Annotated in this window: 18 protein-coding genes and 5 tRNA genes; 5 read left to right on the forward strand and 18 right to left on the reverse strand. The window is 54.2% G+C overall.

Going from position 1 to position 17,951, the window contains the following annotated elements:
* Positions 1-108 precede the first annotated feature (108 nt).
* The 14 genes from rplL to R3C20_18200 form a co-directional block, all read right to left on the reverse strand.
* Complete coding sequence (rplL, locus tag R3C20_18135) at positions 109-513, reverse strand: 50S ribosomal protein L7/L12 (GenBank protein MEZ6042428.1); 405 nt, start codon at positions 511-513, stop codon at positions 109-111.
* Positions 514-594: 81 nt separating this feature from the next.
* Entirely contained in the window at positions 595-1,110 is a 516-nt protein-coding gene (gene rplJ, locus R3C20_18140) for a 50S ribosomal protein L10 (GenBank protein MEZ6042429.1), read from the reverse strand.
* A 47-nt stretch (positions 1,111-1,157) separates the two neighbouring features.
* Positions 1,158-1,862: a 50S ribosomal protein L1 gene (gene rplA, locus R3C20_18145; protein MEZ6042430.1), complete on the reverse strand. Its 705-nt coding sequence runs from the start codon at positions 1,860-1,862 to the stop codon at positions 1,158-1,160.
* Between the two features lie 48 nt (positions 1,863-1,910).
* Positions 1,911-2,342: a 50S ribosomal protein L11 gene (gene rplK, locus R3C20_18150; GenBank protein ID MEZ6042431.1), complete on the reverse strand. Its 432-nt coding sequence runs from the start codon at positions 2,340-2,342 to the stop codon at positions 1,911-1,913.
* 21 nt (positions 2,343-2,363) lie between these two features.
* Entirely contained in the window at positions 2,364-2,930 is a 567-nt protein-coding gene (gene nusG / locus R3C20_18155; protein MEZ6042432.1) for a transcription termination/antitermination protein NusG, read from the reverse strand.
* A gap of 129 nt (positions 2,931-3,059) precedes the next feature.
* A complete protein-coding gene (gene secE, locus R3C20_18160; protein ID MEZ6042433.1) occupies positions 3,060-3,413 on the reverse strand; it encodes a preprotein translocase subunit SecE in 354 nt (117 codons plus the stop codon).
* 149 nt (positions 3,414-3,562) lie between these two features.
* Positions 3,563-3,635, reverse strand: a tRNA-Trp gene (locus R3C20_18165).
* A gap of 9 nt (positions 3,636-3,644) precedes the next feature.
* Positions 3,645-3,797 (reverse strand): 50S ribosomal protein L33, encoded by a 153-nt coding sequence (gene rpmG, locus R3C20_18170; GenBank protein MEZ6042434.1) that lies wholly within the window; start codon positions 3,795-3,797, stop codon positions 3,645-3,647.
* Between the two features lie 71 nt (positions 3,798-3,868).
* Positions 3,869-5,065, reverse strand: coding sequence for an elongation factor Tu (gene tuf, locus R3C20_18175; GenBank protein ID MEZ6042435.1), 1,197 nt, complete (start codon positions 5,063-5,065; stop codon positions 3,869-3,871).
* A 112-nt stretch (positions 5,066-5,177) separates the two neighbouring features.
* Positions 5,178-5,250: transfer RNA gene (locus R3C20_18180), tRNA-Thr, on the reverse strand.
* A 28-nt stretch (positions 5,251-5,278) separates the two neighbouring features.
* Positions 5,279-5,349, reverse strand: a tRNA-Gly gene (locus R3C20_18185).
* A 29-nt stretch (positions 5,350-5,378) separates the two neighbouring features.
* Positions 5,379-5,460 (reverse strand) — tRNA-Tyr (locus tag R3C20_18190).
* A gap of 55 nt (positions 5,461-5,515) precedes the next feature.
* A tRNA-Thr gene (locus R3C20_18195) sits at positions 5,516-5,588 on the reverse strand.
* A 228-nt stretch (positions 5,589-5,816) separates the two neighbouring features.
* A complete protein-coding gene (locus R3C20_18200; GenBank protein ID MEZ6042436.1) occupies positions 5,817-7,484 on the reverse strand; it encodes a sigma-70 family RNA polymerase sigma factor in 1,668 nt (555 codons plus the stop codon).
* Between the two features lie 434 nt (positions 7,485-7,918).
* Between R3C20_18200 and R3C20_18205 the strand changes: the two genes are divergently transcribed.
* Positions 7,919-8,389, forward strand: coding sequence for a hypothetical protein (locus R3C20_18205; protein MEZ6042437.1), 471 nt, complete (start codon positions 7,919-7,921; stop codon positions 8,387-8,389).
* A gap of 91 nt (positions 8,390-8,480) precedes the next feature.
* On the opposite strand, the gene R3C20_18210 is transcribed toward R3C20_18205, so the two are convergent.
* The 4 genes from R3C20_18210 to R3C20_18225 all read right to left on the reverse strand — a co-directional run bounded on the left by R3C20_18210 (position 8,481) and on the right by R3C20_18225 (position 12,860).
* The gene (locus R3C20_18210) at positions 8,481-9,680 is read right to left on the reverse strand and encodes a hypothetical protein (protein ID MEZ6042438.1); all 1,200 of its coding nucleotides are present in this window, start codon (positions 9,678-9,680) and stop codon (positions 8,481-8,483) included.
* Positions 9,613-11,094: an IMP dehydrogenase gene (gene guaB / locus R3C20_18215; protein MEZ6042439.1), complete on the reverse strand. Its 1,482-nt coding sequence runs from the start codon at positions 11,092-11,094 to the stop codon at positions 9,613-9,615. Before guaB ends, R3C20_18210 begins: the two co-directional genes overlap by 68 nt.
* A gap of 90 nt (positions 11,095-11,184) precedes the next feature.
* Positions 11,185-12,234: a 16S rRNA (adenine(1518)-N(6)/adenine(1519)-N(6))-dimethyltransferase RsmA gene (rsmA, locus tag R3C20_18220; GenBank protein MEZ6042440.1), complete on the reverse strand. Its 1,050-nt coding sequence runs from the start codon at positions 12,232-12,234 to the stop codon at positions 11,185-11,187.
* The gene (locus R3C20_18225; protein MEZ6042441.1) at positions 12,231-12,860 is read right to left on the reverse strand and encodes a riboflavin synthase; all 630 of its coding nucleotides are present in this window, start codon (positions 12,858-12,860) and stop codon (positions 12,231-12,233) included. Before R3C20_18225 ends, rsmA begins: the two co-directional genes overlap by 4 nt.
* Before the next feature lie 227 nt (positions 12,861-13,087).
* On the opposite strand from R3C20_18225, the gene R3C20_18230 reads away from it, so the two are divergent.
* The 4 genes from R3C20_18230 to uvrA are packed head-to-tail and all read left to right on the forward strand — an operon-like array spanning position 13,088 to position 17,864.
* The gene (locus R3C20_18230) at positions 13,088-13,363 is read left to right on the forward strand and encodes a MoaD/ThiS family protein (protein MEZ6042442.1); all 276 of its coding nucleotides are present in this window, start codon (positions 13,088-13,090) and stop codon (positions 13,361-13,363) included.
* Between the two features lie 4 nt (positions 13,364-13,367).
* Positions 13,368-14,483 carry a hypothetical protein gene (locus tag R3C20_18235; GenBank protein ID MEZ6042443.1) on the forward strand — a complete coding sequence of 372 codons (1,116 nt, stop codon included), beginning with the start codon at positions 13,368-13,370 and terminating at the stop codon, positions 14,481-14,483.
* A 35-nt stretch (positions 14,484-14,518) separates the two neighbouring features.
* Positions 14,519-14,872, forward strand: a complete 354-nt coding sequence (locus R3C20_18240; GenBank protein ID MEZ6042444.1) for a TfoX/Sxy family protein — start codon at positions 14,519-14,521, stop codon at positions 14,870-14,872.
* On the forward strand, positions 14,859-17,864 hold the full coding sequence (gene uvrA, locus R3C20_18245; protein ID MEZ6042445.1) for an excinuclease ABC subunit UvrA: 3,006 nt from the start codon (positions 14,859-14,861) through the stop codon (positions 17,862-17,864). Before R3C20_18240 ends, uvrA begins: the two co-directional genes overlap by 14 nt.
* Positions 17,865-17,951 lie beyond the last annotated feature (87 nt).

Genomic DNA, 17,951 nt, shown 5'->3' on the forward strand with positions numbered 1-17,951 from the left:
AACCAACGCAATGCCGCACAAATGCAGTGCAAACGAACATCTGATCGGGGAAAATACCCCGATCAGATATTAACGAAAAGCTCTGCTACAACCGTCGCAAACAACAGACTATTTCAGCTCGCAAGTACCGCCAGCCGCTTCAACTTCTGCCTTCAGCTTCTCAGCATCTTCCTTGGCGATACCTTCCTTCAACGGCTTTGGAGCGCCTTCTACAAGGTCCTTGGCTTCTTTCAGACCAAGACCCGTGACAGCTCGCACAACCTTAATCACAGCGATCTTATTGTCGCCAAATCCGGTCAGAACGACGTCGAACTCTGTCTTCTCAGCAGCAGCAGCAGGAGCATCGCCAACAGGAGCAGCCATCATGACAGCACCACCGCCAGCAGGCTCGATACCATGCTTCTCCTTCAGGTAGTCCACTACCTTTTTTGCTTCGAGCAAAGTCAGCCCAACAATCTTGTCACCAAGCTCAATTGTGGCTGCGTCGAACTCAGTGGCAGCATCAGTAGACATCTCTAAGAACCTTTCCCTTGTAGTAACTCGCTTTTCGCATCAACACAAGAACCGGCGGACACATCAAATCCGCACTTTAAACTACGCTTCCTTCTCGGAAATCGTCTTCAACTGGCCAGCAAGCTGACCCCCCGGACCCTGCAGGCAACCGGCGAGCAATGCACCAGGAGCAAGCATACAACTAGCCAACTGACCAATTGTTTCCAACCGCCCGGCACTCTTACTCAGAACTTCGACGCCCTTTGCATCGATGGGCTGGCCTTCTGTCGTGCCGCCCTTGATCTCAAGGTTCTTCCATTCCTTTGCATACCCAGCGGCCGCCTTTGCAAGCGCCACAATGTCCTCAGCACCCCAAAGAAGGGTCGAAGGACCAGCGAGCACGCCATCAAGGCCCTCAACGCCACTTCGCTTCAGCGCGTTGAGAGCAACGGAATTCTTTACTGTCAACGCAGAAAGTCGGGCTTCCCGCAGACTCAGACGCCACTTGTTCGCAGAGACGGCATCGAGTTTCGACACGTCCACAACAACAAAGTCCTTAGCCTCGCCCACGCGCGACTGAATATCAGAGATCAACATATCCTTGATGCGACGACTCATCGATCCACCCTACCCTTTTTGCAACCCCTGAACTCAACCCGGCAACTCTAAACAGCAACAGAAATCGCCGGCATCATCGTCGCAGTCACCACGACTCCCCGAACGTAAACACCCTTGGAGCTATTCGGCTTCAGTCCGCGAATATAGGCCAGCAGGGACTCAATATTCTCAGTCAGCTTCTGCGAGTCGAATGACAGTTTTCCGACGACGCAATGCACATTCGAACCAGAATCCACGCGGAACTCGACCTTACCAGCCTTGTATTCACGCACAGCCGTCTCGACGTCCTGAGTCACAGTACCAGCCCGCGGACTGGGCATCAAACCACGGGGACCAAGCACACGACCGAGCGGACCAACCACACCCATCATATCAGGAGTAGCAATCGCAACATCGAATTCCAGCCACCCAGCCTTAATCTTGTCCGCCAGCTCTTTGCCACCGACAAAGTCAGCACCCGCGTCTTCGGCGATCTTCACATTCTCACCCTGTGAGAACACAAGGACACGCTGCGCCTTACCGATACCGTGCGGCAGCACGATTGAACCACGAACGATCTGGTCTGCCTGACGTGGATCCACACCCAGCCGAACAGCAATCTCCACTGTCTGGTCAAAACCACAGCGTTTGATCCCCTTCGGCAGAGAATCTTCCAGAGTCTTGAGCGCCGCCACAGCCGCATCCAGCTGTACAACACCAATCTCCGACGCCTTCTTCTCCAGAACACTGACGCGCTTCGACCGTCGAGACATAATGCCACCCAAAACAAATCTAATCAGACAACAAAAAACTAAATCAGACTAGTCAACAACTTCCAATCCCATACTCCGAGCGGTCCCGGCAATCATCTTGCGGGCCTGCTCCACGGAAGAAGCATTCAAGTCAGCGAATTTCTTCTGGGCGATATCATCAAGCTGCGCGACAGTAACCGTCCCAACTTTGTTTCTGAGGGGATTCCCGGAACCCTTCGCAATACCGGCCGCCTTCTTCAGCAAAACGGCAGCTGGCGGGCTCTTCAGGATGAACTCGAACGAACGATCGTTATACACAGTGATCACGACAGGCACAGTCACGCCCATCATGTCACGAGTCTGCTCATTGAACTGCGAAACAAACTGCCCAATATTCACGCCATGCGGACCAAGCGCAGTACCCACAGGAGGAGCAGGAGTTGCCTGCCCACCAGTGACCTGAACCTTAATCTGTGCAGTCACCTGCCGCTGCTTGCCCATTTTTTTAACCAGTCCCAAAACTTAGACCGACTCAACCTGCCAATGATCCAACTCGACCGGAGTGGAACGACCAAATATCTCGATCAGAATCGAGACCTTACCATTATGCTCATCAACCGCCTCAATCGTTCCCTCGAAGCTCTCAAACGTCCCCTCCCGAATCTTGACCAGATCACCCGTCGAAAACGGAATCCTTACCTTCGGTGCGCTTGTAGAATCATCCTTCATCCGACCGAGCATCCGGTCAACTTCATGCTGCTCCATCGGCAAAGGCTTGCCCGCAGCACCAGCGAAGTCACCAACACCACCCGTGTCGCGAACCAGATACCAGGTTTCATCATTCAGAATCATCTGAATCATGATGTACCCAGGAAACAACTTCCGATCGTGCTCGCGTGAACTTCCACCCCGGGTATCCTTTACCTTTTCGGAAGGAATAACAATCTCGCCGAAATACTCTTCGAGCTCCTCAAGCTTAATCTTCTTCAGCAACGCGTCACGAATAGTACGCTCACGGTTCGTCTGGACCTTGAGAACATACCAGAGCATCTCGCCGGCTGCTCCGCCGCCAACCTCATCCTCTGCCATGCCCTGAACCCCCGTCTCACTAAGCCCTGATTTTTTCGAAGCGGCGTATCGTGACCATCACCACAACAGAATTCAACCCGTCACTGCCGCTGAATGCAAACTTGGGAAAGAGCCGCCAGGAAAAGGCAATCAGTACTGAATAAACCCAATGAACTTAAACAGACCCTGCCAGACAAGATCAATCACAAACAAGAACGTCCCCAGGGAGAACATGGTCACCAGGACGACAACCGTCGCCTGAATAACCTCCTGCCGAACCGGCCATGAAACCTTATCCAGCTCGGACTCAACAGAGACGAGGAAGTCGGCAAATCGCGGAAAGTTAACACCGCGAAAAGCCACCCACGTACATATAGCCCAAACAGCCAAAGGCACGCCAACCTGAACGCTCTTGTCAGCAAAACCCAGAGGGCCATTCGCCAGCGTAATGCAACCCAACGCAGCCAAAATCGCCACACCGAAGAATGTAAACTGCCGAACCATTCGACCCTGGCTCGGCTTGTATACGCTAAAGCGGAACAGCTCGGGCAAGATTGAGAACCCGACTTCTTTGCTTGACATACCCAACCCAGACCATGAATGCCGGACAGCCACCGACGGACGAACGAAACAAATGAGCAGTGAACTCAAAACACGGGCGGAGGGACTTGAACCCCCAACCTGCGGATTTGGAATCCGCTGCTCTGCCAATTGAGCTACACCCGTAGGCAAGCATTACTTCTTGCGAGATTCCTTATGCACCGTATGACGGCGAAGCTTTGGGCAGTACTTCATCAGCTCAAGCCGCTCCGTACCGCGCGTTTCCTTGATCACGCGGTAATTCCGCGTCCCGGTTTCAGTACATTCCAGCCAAACATACTCACGCATCACGACACTCCGCCAAACACAAGACTGCCCGCCCAGCCATCTGAACAGGCAGCCTCAATGACCACACAAGATTACTCGAGAATCTTCGTCACAACACCCGAACCGACAGTACGTCCACCTTCGCGAATCGCGAAACGGCTGCCATCGACAAGAGCGATCGGCTTACCCAACTCCACCTCAACCTTAACATTATCACCGGGCATACACATTTCTGCACCACCCAGCAACTTGGTTGTACCAGTCACGTCGGTTGTTCGGAAGTAGAACTGCGGACGATAACCGCTGAAGAATGGAGTGTGTCGACCACCCTCTTCCTTGCTCAATACGTACACCTCAGCCTCAAACTTGGTGTGCGGCTTGATTGAATTCGGAGCAGCCAAAACCTGACCACGCTGAACGTCATCCTTCTTCAGACCACGAAGAAGAAGACCAACATTGTCACCAGCCTGACCTTCATTCAAAGTCTTCTGGAACATTTCAACGCCAGTCACGGTCGTCTCAGCAGTATCACGCAGACCGATAATCTGAACTTTTTCACCCACTTTAATAACACCAGACTCAATTCGACCCGTCGCAACAGTACCACGACCTTCGATTGAGAAGACGTCTTCGACAGCCATCAAGAACGCCTTGTCAGCTTCACGAGCCGGCTCAGGAATATAGGAATCCAGAGCTTCCATCAGGTTCGTGATACACTGGCTGTATGTATCGTCAGCAGGGTTATCCAAAGCTCCCTTAGCATTACCTCGAACCAGAGGAATGTCATCCCCAGGGAAGCCATACTTCGTCAGCAACTCCCGGACTTCCATCTCAACCAACTCAAGCAGATCCTCATCGTCAACAAGGTCACACTTGTTGAGGAACACAACCAGAGCCGGCACATTCACCTGACGAGCCAGAAGAATATGCTCTCGGGTCTGAGGCATCGGACCATCAGCAGCCGAAACAACCAGAATGGCCCCGTCCATCTGAGCGGCACCGGTAATCATGTTCTTGATGTAGTCGGCGTGCCCGGGACAGTCGATATGAGCATAGTGACGATTCGGAGTTTCATACTCCACGTGGCTCGCAGCAATCGTTACCGTCTTTGTTGCGTCTCGAACCGTACCACCCTTTGCGATATCAGCATAGCTCTTGGCACCAGCCAGCCCCTTCGCAGACTGAACAGCCAGAATCGCCGCAGTTGTAGTCGTCTTGCCGTGGTCAATATGACCAATTGTACCCACGTTGACGTGCGGCTTTGTTCGCTCAAACGTACCCTTTGCCATCCCCTGAACTCCACATCATCTACGCCAGGACACGCAATCAACGCCCGGCAAAACCTACTTAAACAAACAATCCACGGTAGCCCACACGAGCCACCAACACATCAACGGCAAAAGCTGCTGATGGGACTTGAACCCATGACCTCGTCCTTACCAAGGACGCACTCTACCAACTGAGCTACAGCAGCAATCTCCGCATTCAAAACACAAAAGAAGAGCGGGCGATGGGAATCGAACCCACACAGCCAGCTTGGAAGGCTGGAATTCTACCATTGAACTACGCCCGCACAGATGCCAGAGAACCGACACCCAGCAGTGGGGGAAGCAGGATTCGAACCTGCGAAGGCTAAGCCACCAGATTTACAGTCTGGCCCATTTGGCCGCTCTGGTATTCCCCCTATAAACAAACAACCACACAGAATGCCTCGCAAAACAAACCCGAGAGGCACCCGAAGCTAGCGGAGGGACTTGAACCCACAACCACCGGTTTACAAAACCGGAGCTCTGCCAATTGAGCTACGCTAGCGCAGACCGGAAGCGAGCCGCGGAGTATAGCAACCCGATTCCTTCAGGCAAGGCAGATCCGCCAAACGATTCAACTGCGATCAAACAACCCACTCGCGGGAATTCGCAGGACCTTTCAGTCAGGGTTCTCCCCGAACAAACCGTGCCACTTGAATCAGGCGTCTCCGCACTGCGTCGAAAACGATCCTCATTCAGTCGGCGATCTCCGGCCGAAACTCAAATGAATCTATCAAATCCCAGGAATGTCAACCTTCCGACGCTCTGCGATTTTCCTGAGTTTTTCCAGAGTCTTCACTTCGATTTGGCGGACGCGCTCCTTGGTGACTCCAAGTCGGCTTCCGATCTCTTCCAAAGTCTCCGGCTCCATCCCGGCCTCAAGCCCAAAGCGACAGGCAATTACCTTCTGCTCTCGACCATTCAATTCCCCCATAAGTTCGCGAATCGCGTCCTTTTGAGCGAGATTCATCCGCTCATCCGCAAAAACTGCGGATCTGTCGTCCGCGGACTGAAGGAAAACTTCGTCATTTCCGGTCCGAAATCTTTCCAGGCGAGTATGCTCGGCTGGAACGGACCGAGCAAAATTCTTCATGATCGCCCACGAAGCATAAGTCGAAAACTTGTTTCCCCGTGAATAGTCGAATTTTTCAACCGCCCGAATCAGGCTCATATTTCCGTCGCTTACCAGCTCAAAGAAGTTCATTCCTGGTTTTAGATGGCGCTTGGCAATTGAAACCACTAACCGGAGATTAGACCGAATCAACAGATTTTTCACCTCCGCGATCCTCTGCTGAAGCGACTCAAGTTCTCCGATTACCTTTAATGCCGGGCGTTTGACATCCAAAGAGGACTGAAGCTCCGTGAAACGGAACTTCAGATAGTTCATCAGACGAAAGTAATGCTGCTCCTGAGGTTTATTCAGCAAAGGAACCTTGTACAAATCAGCCAGATAGGGAGGCAATCCGGAAGGTGGCTTCTGCACGCCAGCCCCGCCGTCATACGCAGGGGGAGCTGCGCAGATCGTTGAGTCCGCATCGTCGCACCGAAACTCTTCGCTGTCCATGTAATCCATCGCCACAGACTTGAGACGAATGGCACGGACTTCGGAAAGTATTCCGTGGATCTCAGGGCGACTGCGGGAAAATCGTTTTGCAAGGTCGGCAACCGCTACCCCCTTTTGAAACATCTCGAACGCCATCTCCTTATGCTCCCAGAGCATTGGCGTTTCCCGGCGTCCAAAAATCGCGTTCTCCGGAAAGCGACTGTCGTAATCCCGCAGGGTATAACGGATCGTCTCTACCGCACGGCCGAGCTGAACGGACAGTTGTCTGGAAATCTCTGTCAAACACAGCCCCTGGCGAGCCAGATCTCGTGCCGCTGTGACGAGGGATTCTTTTTCTCGCTCGGTCATCTGAGAAAAGGATGCGCCACGGCCGACTTCACCCGGATGCATTCGAATGAACTCCTGCAACGAAGATTCCAGTACTCCAAGCCGCTTCCTGCCATTCACATAGAACCAGCGGCCTGGGAGACCTCGATTTCTCCAGCGAGAGACAGTCTTCGTCGAAATGCTTAATCGCTCACTCACCTGCTCCACGGTCAGCACGGGCTCATCGACTGAATCGGGGGACAGGCGGAGACTCTCCGACAGATCCTCGATCATGCAACGCAAATCGTGCGCAAGCTCTTCGCCTGAAATGACTTCTGACGCCGCACTGCTGCTGGGGCGATAGCCGGTGATTTGCTCACAAACATCGGAAAAGGAGTAGGTCTGACTGGGGACGACTGTCAACAGCAGCCTTTCTGCGGCGTCCAGCTGCGATGAGCGCACAGACTTGGGAGTGAAACGGCCCTGCTGATCAGCCAACGTCTTCAGGCGAGAATTCAGATATTGCGGCATTCTCATCTGCTCCTTTTTTTGAACCACCCGGTAGGTGGCATCCTTGATGCAACGGATTCTGTCGTGCTTCGGCCTGGCCAAACCAGGCTTCCGAGCAGAAGAATCCTTCGCAAACACCATGCCAGGTCAGACCCGAGCCGCCGCATTGCCTTAACGCACCTGATTACCGGCATAATCCGCCAACGGCGGCAAAGGAACGCGTTGCAATGCCACAGCTCAGTCACTGGTACTTGTAAATACGTAAATTGGAGACGCACGAATTACAAAAAATGTTCAGGGAGTTCGCCTCGATCCACAAAACCACCGCCATTCCGTTTCACGTTTCGCTAAACTCCTGGAATCCGCCTGCCAACCGTATCAATATCGCAACAGTGCATCACATTGATGACAATAGACTTGCGAACTTGCGACACTGCTGAATTCAGGAGATATCGATGGGACCAGATACCGGTCATGTGTTTCTCCTGTTCGGCTGCATCGTGGCTTTCTTTGGTATTTGCATGGTTGGCTGGCACGTCAGGCAGCATCGCCGCCATCAGGAGGATCTGGAATTAAGCGCAAGCGACCAGCGTTTCTTCGACCATCAGTACAGGCGACGTATGCAGACGTCGGCCCTGACCGTGACTCTGGGCGCGCTGATATCACTTTGGGATACGTTGCCAGCGGTGGCAGAATCCCCCATATTTGCCACGTTTTACGTGCTTGGACTGCTACTACTGGCATTCTGGCTCGTTCTGCTGGCTTTCAGTGACGCCGTAGCAAGCCGGGTTCATGTCAGCCAGTCGCTGCGGCGGAACCAGAAGGCCCATAAGGCCCTGCATGATGCTGTCGAAGAACTTCGCCGGCAGCAACGGCTGGATTTTCATGGCGACGAGCATCGCCGCGATAATTCCCCACCCGAATAGCAAAGGAGGTGCGAAGCTGTGGCTTCGCACCTCCTTCAGGAATTTATTTCAACCAGACACCCTGAGCCTGGAGCGCTGCCCCAGGACTCGGTTACGGAATGATCAGGATCAAACCAGCCATTGCCGCCACCTGCATGAATGTGGCCTCTTCGTTGAAGGGAATCTGATAATGCTTCTTCGGGGCGCATTCACCCGGTCGGTAGTAGCCAAGAGTGTACTCTTTCGCGTGAACCGGATGCAGGGTCATTTGGTAGGGAAGTCTCACAAGCTGGGTCGCAAATCGCCCCGTTGACGCAAAAGGCTGAATCAGAGGGTGGTACGTATGCCCATATCGTTCCAGGGCGGGATCTTCAAAGTAGAGGGGATTGTGGTAAAGATTGGTCGGCGCCCACTGCAAAACCGTCGGCGCGCTAACGCGGGCAACGTATGCCCCGTTGTCCATCTTCTCATCAAAGTCTTCCGGCAATTTGTCTCGGACACCCTCAAGAGCGTAGTCAAGCGTTGGTTGAATTCTGGAAATATCACGCGTCAACCGCGCGAGTGCGCTCGTTTCCGAGGACGTCTCCTGCGCAGAAGCCTGACGAACGGGACCGAATTCAATGAGGCGTGGAGTCACGTCATACGTCGCGACATCAGGTTCAATTTGTGGGGGCAATGTATGGTCGTCGATGACTGGCTGTACGTTCTGCTGCCACCAAATGACCGCGCCAACCGGTTCATCGCAGGAATAGTCGGGGCAAAGCACCGCGTCCATATGTCGGCGGTAGTGCTGACTCCATGTATAGTAGGAGACCGGAGCATGCGAAGGATTCAGAGCCAGATCCGTCCCGAAATGCCCGGACGGATAGCCATCGGCAGCCGGAGCCGCGTCAAACTCAGTTGTCAACACGCCGGGAAGGACCATCGGAGCCGGCTCGACGGCTGAATGTTCGTCTTGCAGTGTTATGGCAGGGGGAACCTGCGCGATTCGCAACGGAGCCGCCGGTAAATCCTGCTGAAATGCTGTCTGCCGTATTCCGGAATCAGATGAATCGACGTAGTCCGCCAGTCTTATCTGCGGTGCCCGCGCGTTTAACGGCACAGCCCGCTGCGAGCTACGAACGTCCGGTTGAGACCGATTTCGCCATTCTCCGCCATCCGCAGATCCAGCCAGCGTGAGAGTTGAAACAGCCGCCCCCACGACCGCCAGCCTGGGCAGACGCATCAGGCCTTTACGTGAATACTTAGTTGTGATCTCCGGGAGTATGCTCCACAGAGTAGTTCGGAGCTTCCTGAGTGATGGCAATGTCATGAGGATGGTTCTCCCTAACCGAAGCCGCGGAAATCTCGATGAAGCGAGCCTTCTCGCGAAGATCCTGCGTCGTCCTGACGCCTACATAGCCCATTCCAGATCGCAGGCCCCCAGTAAGCTGGTAGACGAGCGGCTGCAGAGCACCTTTATACGCAACACGACCTTCCACACCCTCCGGAACCAGCTTTGACTGGTCGCCGTTCGGCGCTGAACCCTGTCGATAACGTTCACTACTTCCTTTAACCATGGCTCCAAGCGACCCCATACCGCGGTAACGCTTGAAACTGCGGCCCTGAAAAAGAATCATTTCACCCGGGCTTTCATCAACTCCCGCCAGCAAGCCACCAATCATGACGGTCCATGCACCAGCAGCCAGAGCCTTTGTAATATCCCCGCTGAAACGGATTCCTCCATCCGCGATAACTGGTATATCGGCAGACTTCAGTGCTTTCGCCGCATTCGCTATCGCCGAAAGCTGAGGAACACCAATTCCTGAGATGATTCGGGTCGTACAAATGGACCCCGGGCCAATTCCCACTTTCACCGCGTCCGCTCCCGCATCCGCCAGCGCCTTCGCGCCTTCCTCAGTCGCAATATTCCCCGCGATGACATCAATGTTCAGTGTTTTCTTGATCGCCGCCACGGTTTCGATGACATTCTTAGAGTGCCCATGTGCACTATCGACCACAAGGACGTCTACACCGGTTTGGACAAGTTTGGCCGCCCGGTCAAGATCGTAGACCCCAACCGCCGCGCCAACACGCAAACGACCGCGCGAATCCTTCGATGCACGCGGATACTGCACGTTCTTATCAATATCCTTAATTGTGATCAGCCCTTTGAGCTGATAGTCCGCATCCACGAGAAGCAGCTTTTCTACCTTGTTCTCCAGCAAGATACGCTCAGCCTCTTCAAGGCTGGTTTCTTCGGATGCAGTTACAAGGTTGTCTTTGGTCATGACCTCCGAGACTGGGCGATCCTTCGAGTCCAGGAAACGAAGGTCTCGGCGTGTAAGAATGCCCACCAGTCGACCATTTTGTGTGATTGGAACGCCGCCGATATTTCTCTCATCCATGAGTCGAACGGCTTCGCCGGCCGGTGTTTCCGGGGGAAGTGTGACCGGATCGACGATCACCCCGTGCTCGCTGCGCTTAACACGATCAACCTGCAGAGCCTGTTGCTCGATACTCATATTCTTGTGAATAATGCCGATCCCACCCAATTGCGCCATCGCGATGGCCATATCGCTTTCGGTGACCGTATCCATGGGACTGCTGATCATCGGTACATTCAGAGGGATGTTTCGCGTCAGAAACGAGCTGATATCGACGTCTGACGGAACCACATCGCTGTATCCGGGTTCCAGCAGGACGTCGTCAAATGTCAATCCGCGGTATGAAATTCGATCGTGCATGTTCAATCTCCTCACTCTGAGTGATTTCGCCTGTTCGAATGCGAATGAATTCGCTTCGCTCGTCTGCCCCGGCCTTGCGACTTGCCGGAATCAGTCTGTTTCTTCTGTGGCCGACTCGTCAACCGGGTCCGATACCTCGGACTCATCTTCAACCTCGGTGTCCTCAACCTCGGTGTCCTCAACCTCGGTGTCCTCAACCTCGGTGTCCTCACTTTCAGACTCCGGCTGCAGACCCCTGGCGGAGAACACCTCAAACACCCTGTTCGCCAGTTCCACCAGATCAGACACCCCCATCTTTTCAGCTCGGCGTTCCGGAGGAATGTTCAGGTCCAGCATCAACTGATCAATTTCTTCTCTGGTCAGCTGCTTGCGGTACATACGTACCAGCACGCCCCGAAGAAGCTTTCTTCGATGGTGGAAAAGCCGACGCAGAAAATCCAGAAAGAATCTGCGGTCGGCAATCCTGCGGGTGAGTTCTTCGTCTTTCCAGACGCTGACGATCGCAGAATCGACGCCAGGGCGAGGCCAAAACACCTTTGGGCTCAATTTGCGGAGAATCTTGACGCTTGTCTGCGACTGCATCCATACTGACAGTGCTCCGTAACTGTTGCGGCCCTCAGACGCCGCCATCTTTTCCCCCAGCTCCCATTGAATGGTTGTGACCATGCGCTGCCAGGGCAAATCCGAGGCGACCAGATTGCTCATCACCGGTGTGGCGACGCTGTAGGGCAAATTTGCAACCAGCTTTAGTTGTGATCCCGGAATTGCTGCCAGCTTTTCCCGAATGACCTGAACGACTTCCGGATCAAAACTGTTCTTATTCTTCAGGATGTCCTTATTGATCAGGGTCACGTTGGTACAGTCCTGCGTCGCGTACGTCGTGAGCGCAAACATGTTTCGATCGATCTCGACGGCAATGACATGCCCTGCCTGCGCGGACAGGAACGTCGTCATTCCCCCGGTCCCCGTGCCGACTTCGAGCACGACATCCTTTGGCCCCAGGTTCGCGCTGCGAACAGCAAACTCGATCAAGTTCACGTCGATCAGGAAATTCTGCCCCAGGTCTCCGCGCGGATTAAAACCGTGGGCCTTGAACAGCGCCATGAGATAGGATCGCGTTTGGCGCTGGACATCTTTCATGAATCGTTTTGTCCCGTGGGGAGCATTGGATGATGCTGAAGCAACTGGGCCACATACTTGCCCAGAATGTCATTCTCGATATTCACTCGATCGCCCGTTTTTCGACAGCCGAGCGTGGTGATCTGCAGAGTGTGAGGAATAAGGGCCACCGAAAATCGACCGGGCTCAACGAGAACGAGTGTCAGACTGACGCCGTCGATTGCAACGGAACCTTTCGGGACCATCAACCGAGTGATGGCTGTGTCGGCCCGAAAATACATGTCCACCCATTCGTCATTGCGTTCGATCCGATCGACCACCGCGGTCCCGTCAACGTGTCCCTGAACAAAATGCCCCCCAAGTCTCGCTCCCACAGAGAGTGAACGCTCGAGATTTACGGTATCTCCAACCTTCAAATCACCCAGGTTGGTCTTCGCCAGGGTTTCCTCACCCGCCTCGAAGTCGAGGCAGCCTTCGTCAATGCGGACGACGGTCAGGCAGCAGCCACTGTTCGAGATACTGTCACCAATACTGATGTCAGTCGTCGAAAAGCTGTCCGGCTCAGGAGAAATGGTGAAGCGCAATCCGGCTGGCAATGAGGCGATTTGCCTGACAATGCCCTGTCCTTCAACGAGGCCGGTGAACATGATTCGCAGATTCAGTAGAGTACAACGAAAACAATTGGAACGTATCAGAAGTCCAACTGCAGTGAGAAGAGAATGGAGCCCATCGCCACAATCGGCCGTGCTCCGTTTCGTTGCATGCGAAGTCTAACAAGCTGCCAACGGATTGCACGCAGGCATGATGAATTTCCGGGATTAGCTAATCGGCTTGGGATAGCCCGACTTTACACGCTCTGGTTAGACTCTGACGCATGTCGATCCTGATTCAGATACCCCGAATTCTGGGGAAATACACCAACGACCAGGAGCAGTTCTCCGTCGAAGCCCGCTCGCTGCGCGCCGCTTTAAATGAAATCAAACATCGACACCCTGCCCTTTACTCCTGCATCTGCGATGAAACAGACACCGTTCGGACGCACGTCAATTTGTTTGTGAACAACGAGATCGTTGTCGACCGTAAAACACTGGCGTTGGCACTCAAACCGAATGATGTCGTTTCTGTTTTTCAGGCCGTTTCCGGAGGCTAAACCCATGGCGGATCGTCTTCTCATCAGCATCGGAACAAAAAAGGGCGTTTTTATCGCGGAATCCGCCTCAAATCGACGAAGTTTCAGGCTGAAAGGACCATTCGGCCAGGGCGTCGCAGTTTACACGACGATGATCGACACCCGTTCTGACTCTCCGCGAGTCTTCGCGTCCAGCTGTAATCCCTTCTTCGGCATGAAGCTGCTCGTTTCCACGGATCTGGGCGGCAAATTCAAGGAGACAAAATCCGCACCGACCTTCCCGGACAAAGACGGCCGCGCAATGGCCAACATCTGGTCGCTGGAACCGGGAGACAACAGAAAAGAACTCTGGTGCGGCGTTGAACCTGCCGCCCTGTTCCACAGCACAGATAATGGAAACTCCTGGGATCTGATTCGTGGGATCAGCGACCATCCCCATTCGCGGCAGTGGCAGCCAGGAAATGGCGGTCTGTGCCTGCACACCATCGTTCGCGAATCCGGTCGGATGCACCTGGGTATTTCAACCGGAGGGCATTACATGAGCGAAGACGGGGGGCAGAGTTTTGAGGCTGCCAATGCTGGCGTTGGAGCAGGGTTCGTACCGGATCCCTACCCGGAATTTGGCCAATGCGTTCACAAGATCGTCGCCCCAGCGTCCGCTCCCGGGCGTCTTTACATGCAAAACCACGGTGGCTGGTCAGAATGGCATGGCCCCGGAGGTCCTCGCCCAAACATTGGTGTACTAAGAAGTGACGACCACGGAAAAACCTGGTACTCCATCGCGAAAGGCCTGCCATCGGATTTTGGCTTTCCGATTGTCGTACATCCTCATAACCCGGACGTCGTTTATGTCATGCCGCATGAGCCGATGACGCGCACCTGCCCCGGCGGCTCGCCTGCTGTATGGAGAAGCCAAAACGGTGGAAAGTCGTGGCAAAAAATGGCGAAAGGGATGCCCGGAAAGAACAGCTACATCACGGTGCTGCGTGACGCCATGACCATTGACGAATTCAAATCCCCCGCTGTTTACTTTGGAACAACAACCGGACAGCTTTGGCTGGGTCGAGACGGTGGCGAAGAATGGAGCTGTCTCTTCGATTCCCTTCCGCCAATCTGCAGTGTGAAAGTGGCAATGATCTGACGATCCCCTGAATCCTTCATCAACGGAAAATGGCGATGCCGGGCACTGACACCACGCTCATCGAACGAATTCGTTTGTTCATGAAGAAACGCAAGGGCGTTACGGAACAGAAAATGTTCGGGAGCACCTGCTTTCTGATCAATGGCAACATGTGTGTCGGACCATGGAAGGGATCGCTGATTGTTCGGCTCGACAAGAAACTTCACGAACAGACACAGTCAGAACCTCATGTCAAACCCATGGATATCACAGGACGTGTGATGAAGGGCTGGGCAAGAATTCAGCCAGCGGGGATTGAATCTGACGACGACCTGAAATCCTGGATCGATCGCGCGGTGCGGTTTGTGAGGACACTTCCTGCAAAAGAAAAAACAGATGACTGCGATTGACGGCACCTTTGAGCCTGGTGATGGAGACCCTGACATTCAGAACAGCAGCATTCACAACAGCATTCATCTGGAAGGAGTTCGAGTCCACAACCTCAGGAATCTGACCCTGAATGTGCCATGCCACAAGCTCACGGTGATTTGCGGTGTCAGTGGTTCCGGTAAAAGCAGCCTCGCCTTCGATACGCTTTATGCAGAAGGCCAGCGGCGATACATCGAAACGTTCTCTCCCTACGCCAGACAGTTTCTGGATCGGATCGAACGGCCAGCCGTGGATCGGATCGATGGTATTCCACCCGCAGTTGCCATCCGACAGGATCAGCGCAACGCAGGCAGTCGAAGTACCGTAGGAACACGGACTGAGCTCCTGAACTACCTTCGACTGTTATTCACGCGCGCAGCGGATTGCATTTGCCCGGACTGCGACGTTCCTGTGAACGCCTTCACGCCGACATCGGCATCTCAATGGCTGCTTCGACATGCGCCAGGCCAAAGAGCAATGATCGCATTCGAACAGGATTTCGCAGACGCCCCAACGAGCTCCGATGAGAAGATGGACTCGGTCATACGCCTCAGGCTTGAGCTCGAATCGCTTCAGAGTCGTGGGTTCACGCGTGTCATCCGGGCTGACAAAATCCTTCGAGTTGAAGACTGTCTGGAGTTGATTGCGCCAGATTCACAGGCGAATCCACCACAACAGGCGAACCAGCCACAACAGGCGCTCCGTGTCGTTGTGGACCGCATTCGCATCGATGCCGAGTCGCCACAACGAATTGAAGAGAGCATTGAAGCGGCCTTTGCAGCGGGAGACGGAAAATGCATCGTGCTTATTGCCTCTTCCGGCTCCGAAAAACAGACTCCGTACAGGACCGTTTCCATCGACAACAGCGAATGGTTGATCCATCGATTCAGCCGCGAGCTTCAATGTGATTCCTGCCATCGGTCCTTTGCAATGCCGGTACCGGAATCTCTCAATTTCAATTCCCCTCTAGGAGCGTGTGCAAATTGTGAAGGTTACGGCAACGTTTCGACAATGACGTTAGAAAAAGTCGTTCCGGACGATTCGTTGTCGATTCGGGAGGGAGCCATCGCACCATGGAACTCGCCAGCATACGAACATGAACGACAGGAACTCATCGCACTCGCAAAGGAATACGGGCTTCCGGTCGACAAGCCGTTCCGGGAATTGAACAACACCCATCGTCAAATCATCCTGGACGGAGTACCCGAACGAAACTTCGGAGGACTCAGGGGTTTCCACCGCTGGCTTGTGCGGCATCGTTACAAGATGGGCGTTCGGGTTTTTCTGAATCGGTGGAGAAGCTGGGTACCATGCCATGCCTGTCAGGGAAGTCGGCTCAACGCGGATTCAGCGGTTTTGATTCTGGCCGGACGTCGCTTTACTGATATCCTTTGCCTTGAACTCTCGGAGCTGATGAACTGGCTGAACGAAGTTTTCGCGGGGCTGAGCGAAGATATCCGGCGGGCTCTTCGCTCAGTCATCGAACATCTCACCACTCGGCTGACGTTCCTCCTGGAATGTGGACTCGGATATCTCGCACTCGACCGATCCATGCGAAGCCTCTCAGGGGGAGAAGCTCAACGCGTGGTGTTGACCGCAGCGTTGGGTTCCGGTTTGATCAACACGCTCTACGTGCTGGACGAGCCAACCACCGGACTCCACGGCTCAGATACGCAAATGGTGATCCAGGCAACTCGCCAACTCACAACTGCGGGAAACACGCTCGTTGTCGTGGAGCATGATCCGCAATTTATCATGTCGGCCGATCATGTCATCGAAATCGGCCCGGCTGCCGGCGAAAATGGCGGCAACCTGATCTTCGAAGGCGCTCCGGCCCGGCTGCTGGAGATGGCGAATTCCGTGACCGCCTGCAAACTGCGTGAATTCCTGCACTCCGATGAAACTGAGGCGGCCACGCATGACGCGGGCACAGGAATTCCCGCAACGCCCCGGACAATACCACAGCCGGCGCAGACGCTTCGCATCCCCCAATACTGGCTCACGCTGACCAATGTGCAGTGTCATAACATCTGCGGCCTCGATGCCCGAATTCCGTTGCAGGTCATCGTGGCCGTAACCGGCGTCAGCGGCAGTGGAAAAAGTTCGCTTCTGGTCGATAGCCTCTACCCGGCACTTTGTCGACATTTGGGACAGGCGTGCGACCATGACAGCGATGGAACAATCGAACAATTGCTCGGTGCAGAAGAGATCGACAGCGTGGTGTTACTGGACCAAAGCCCGCTGCAGAAATCCACGCGAAGTATCCCGGTCACCTGGATCGGAGCCTTTGACGACATTCGCAAACTCATGGCCGAAACGCACGAAGCCAGAAAACGGAATTTTGCTCCCGGGACGTTCAGCTTCAATAGTGCTCGCGGTGGGCGGTGCGAGGTTTGCGAAGGACTGGGCATCATCACCGTGGAAATGCAGTTCCTTGCAGATATTCAGACAACATGTGAGCAATGTCAGGGGCGCCGGTTTCGCCCCGATGTCCTGGAAGTCAGGTATCGAGATCGATCGATCTTTGACATTCTTCAAATGACTTCAGACGAAGCGTTCGCATTTTTCAACGGACACAAACGAATTCAACAGCGACTTAACGCTATGCGCCAGGCAGGACTTGGGTACCTGCGACTTGGGCAACCGCTATCGACACTTTCCGGAGGAGAAGCACAGCGGCTTCGCATCGCTTCACTTCTTGCCGGTGTGCCCCTGTCTGAAACGGAATCTGCTACCACTGACGGGAAGAAAAAGCGCGGACGCGATGGAGGACGCTCGTTGTTTATTCTGGATGAGCCATCGACCGGCCTGCACATGGACGATATCGATCGGCTGATGACGTGCCTCAATTATCTGGTGCAGACAGGTCACTCTGTGGTGCTGATCGAGCACGACGATTACCTGCTGAGCAAAGTTGACTATACCATTCAGATGGGCCCGGGAGCCGGACGTGCCGGCGGCAGAATTATCTGACCGGCCCCCTCCGTCCGTGATTACCACGCCGACCGCCGAATTTCTGGCGCTGCCGCCGAAAAATCCGCCGACAGCGCCGGTCAGGGA

Source organism: Planctomycetaceae bacterium (assembly GCA_041398825.1).
GTDB lineage: Bacteria > Planctomycetota > Planctomycetia > Planctomycetales > Planctomycetaceae > F1-80-MAGs062.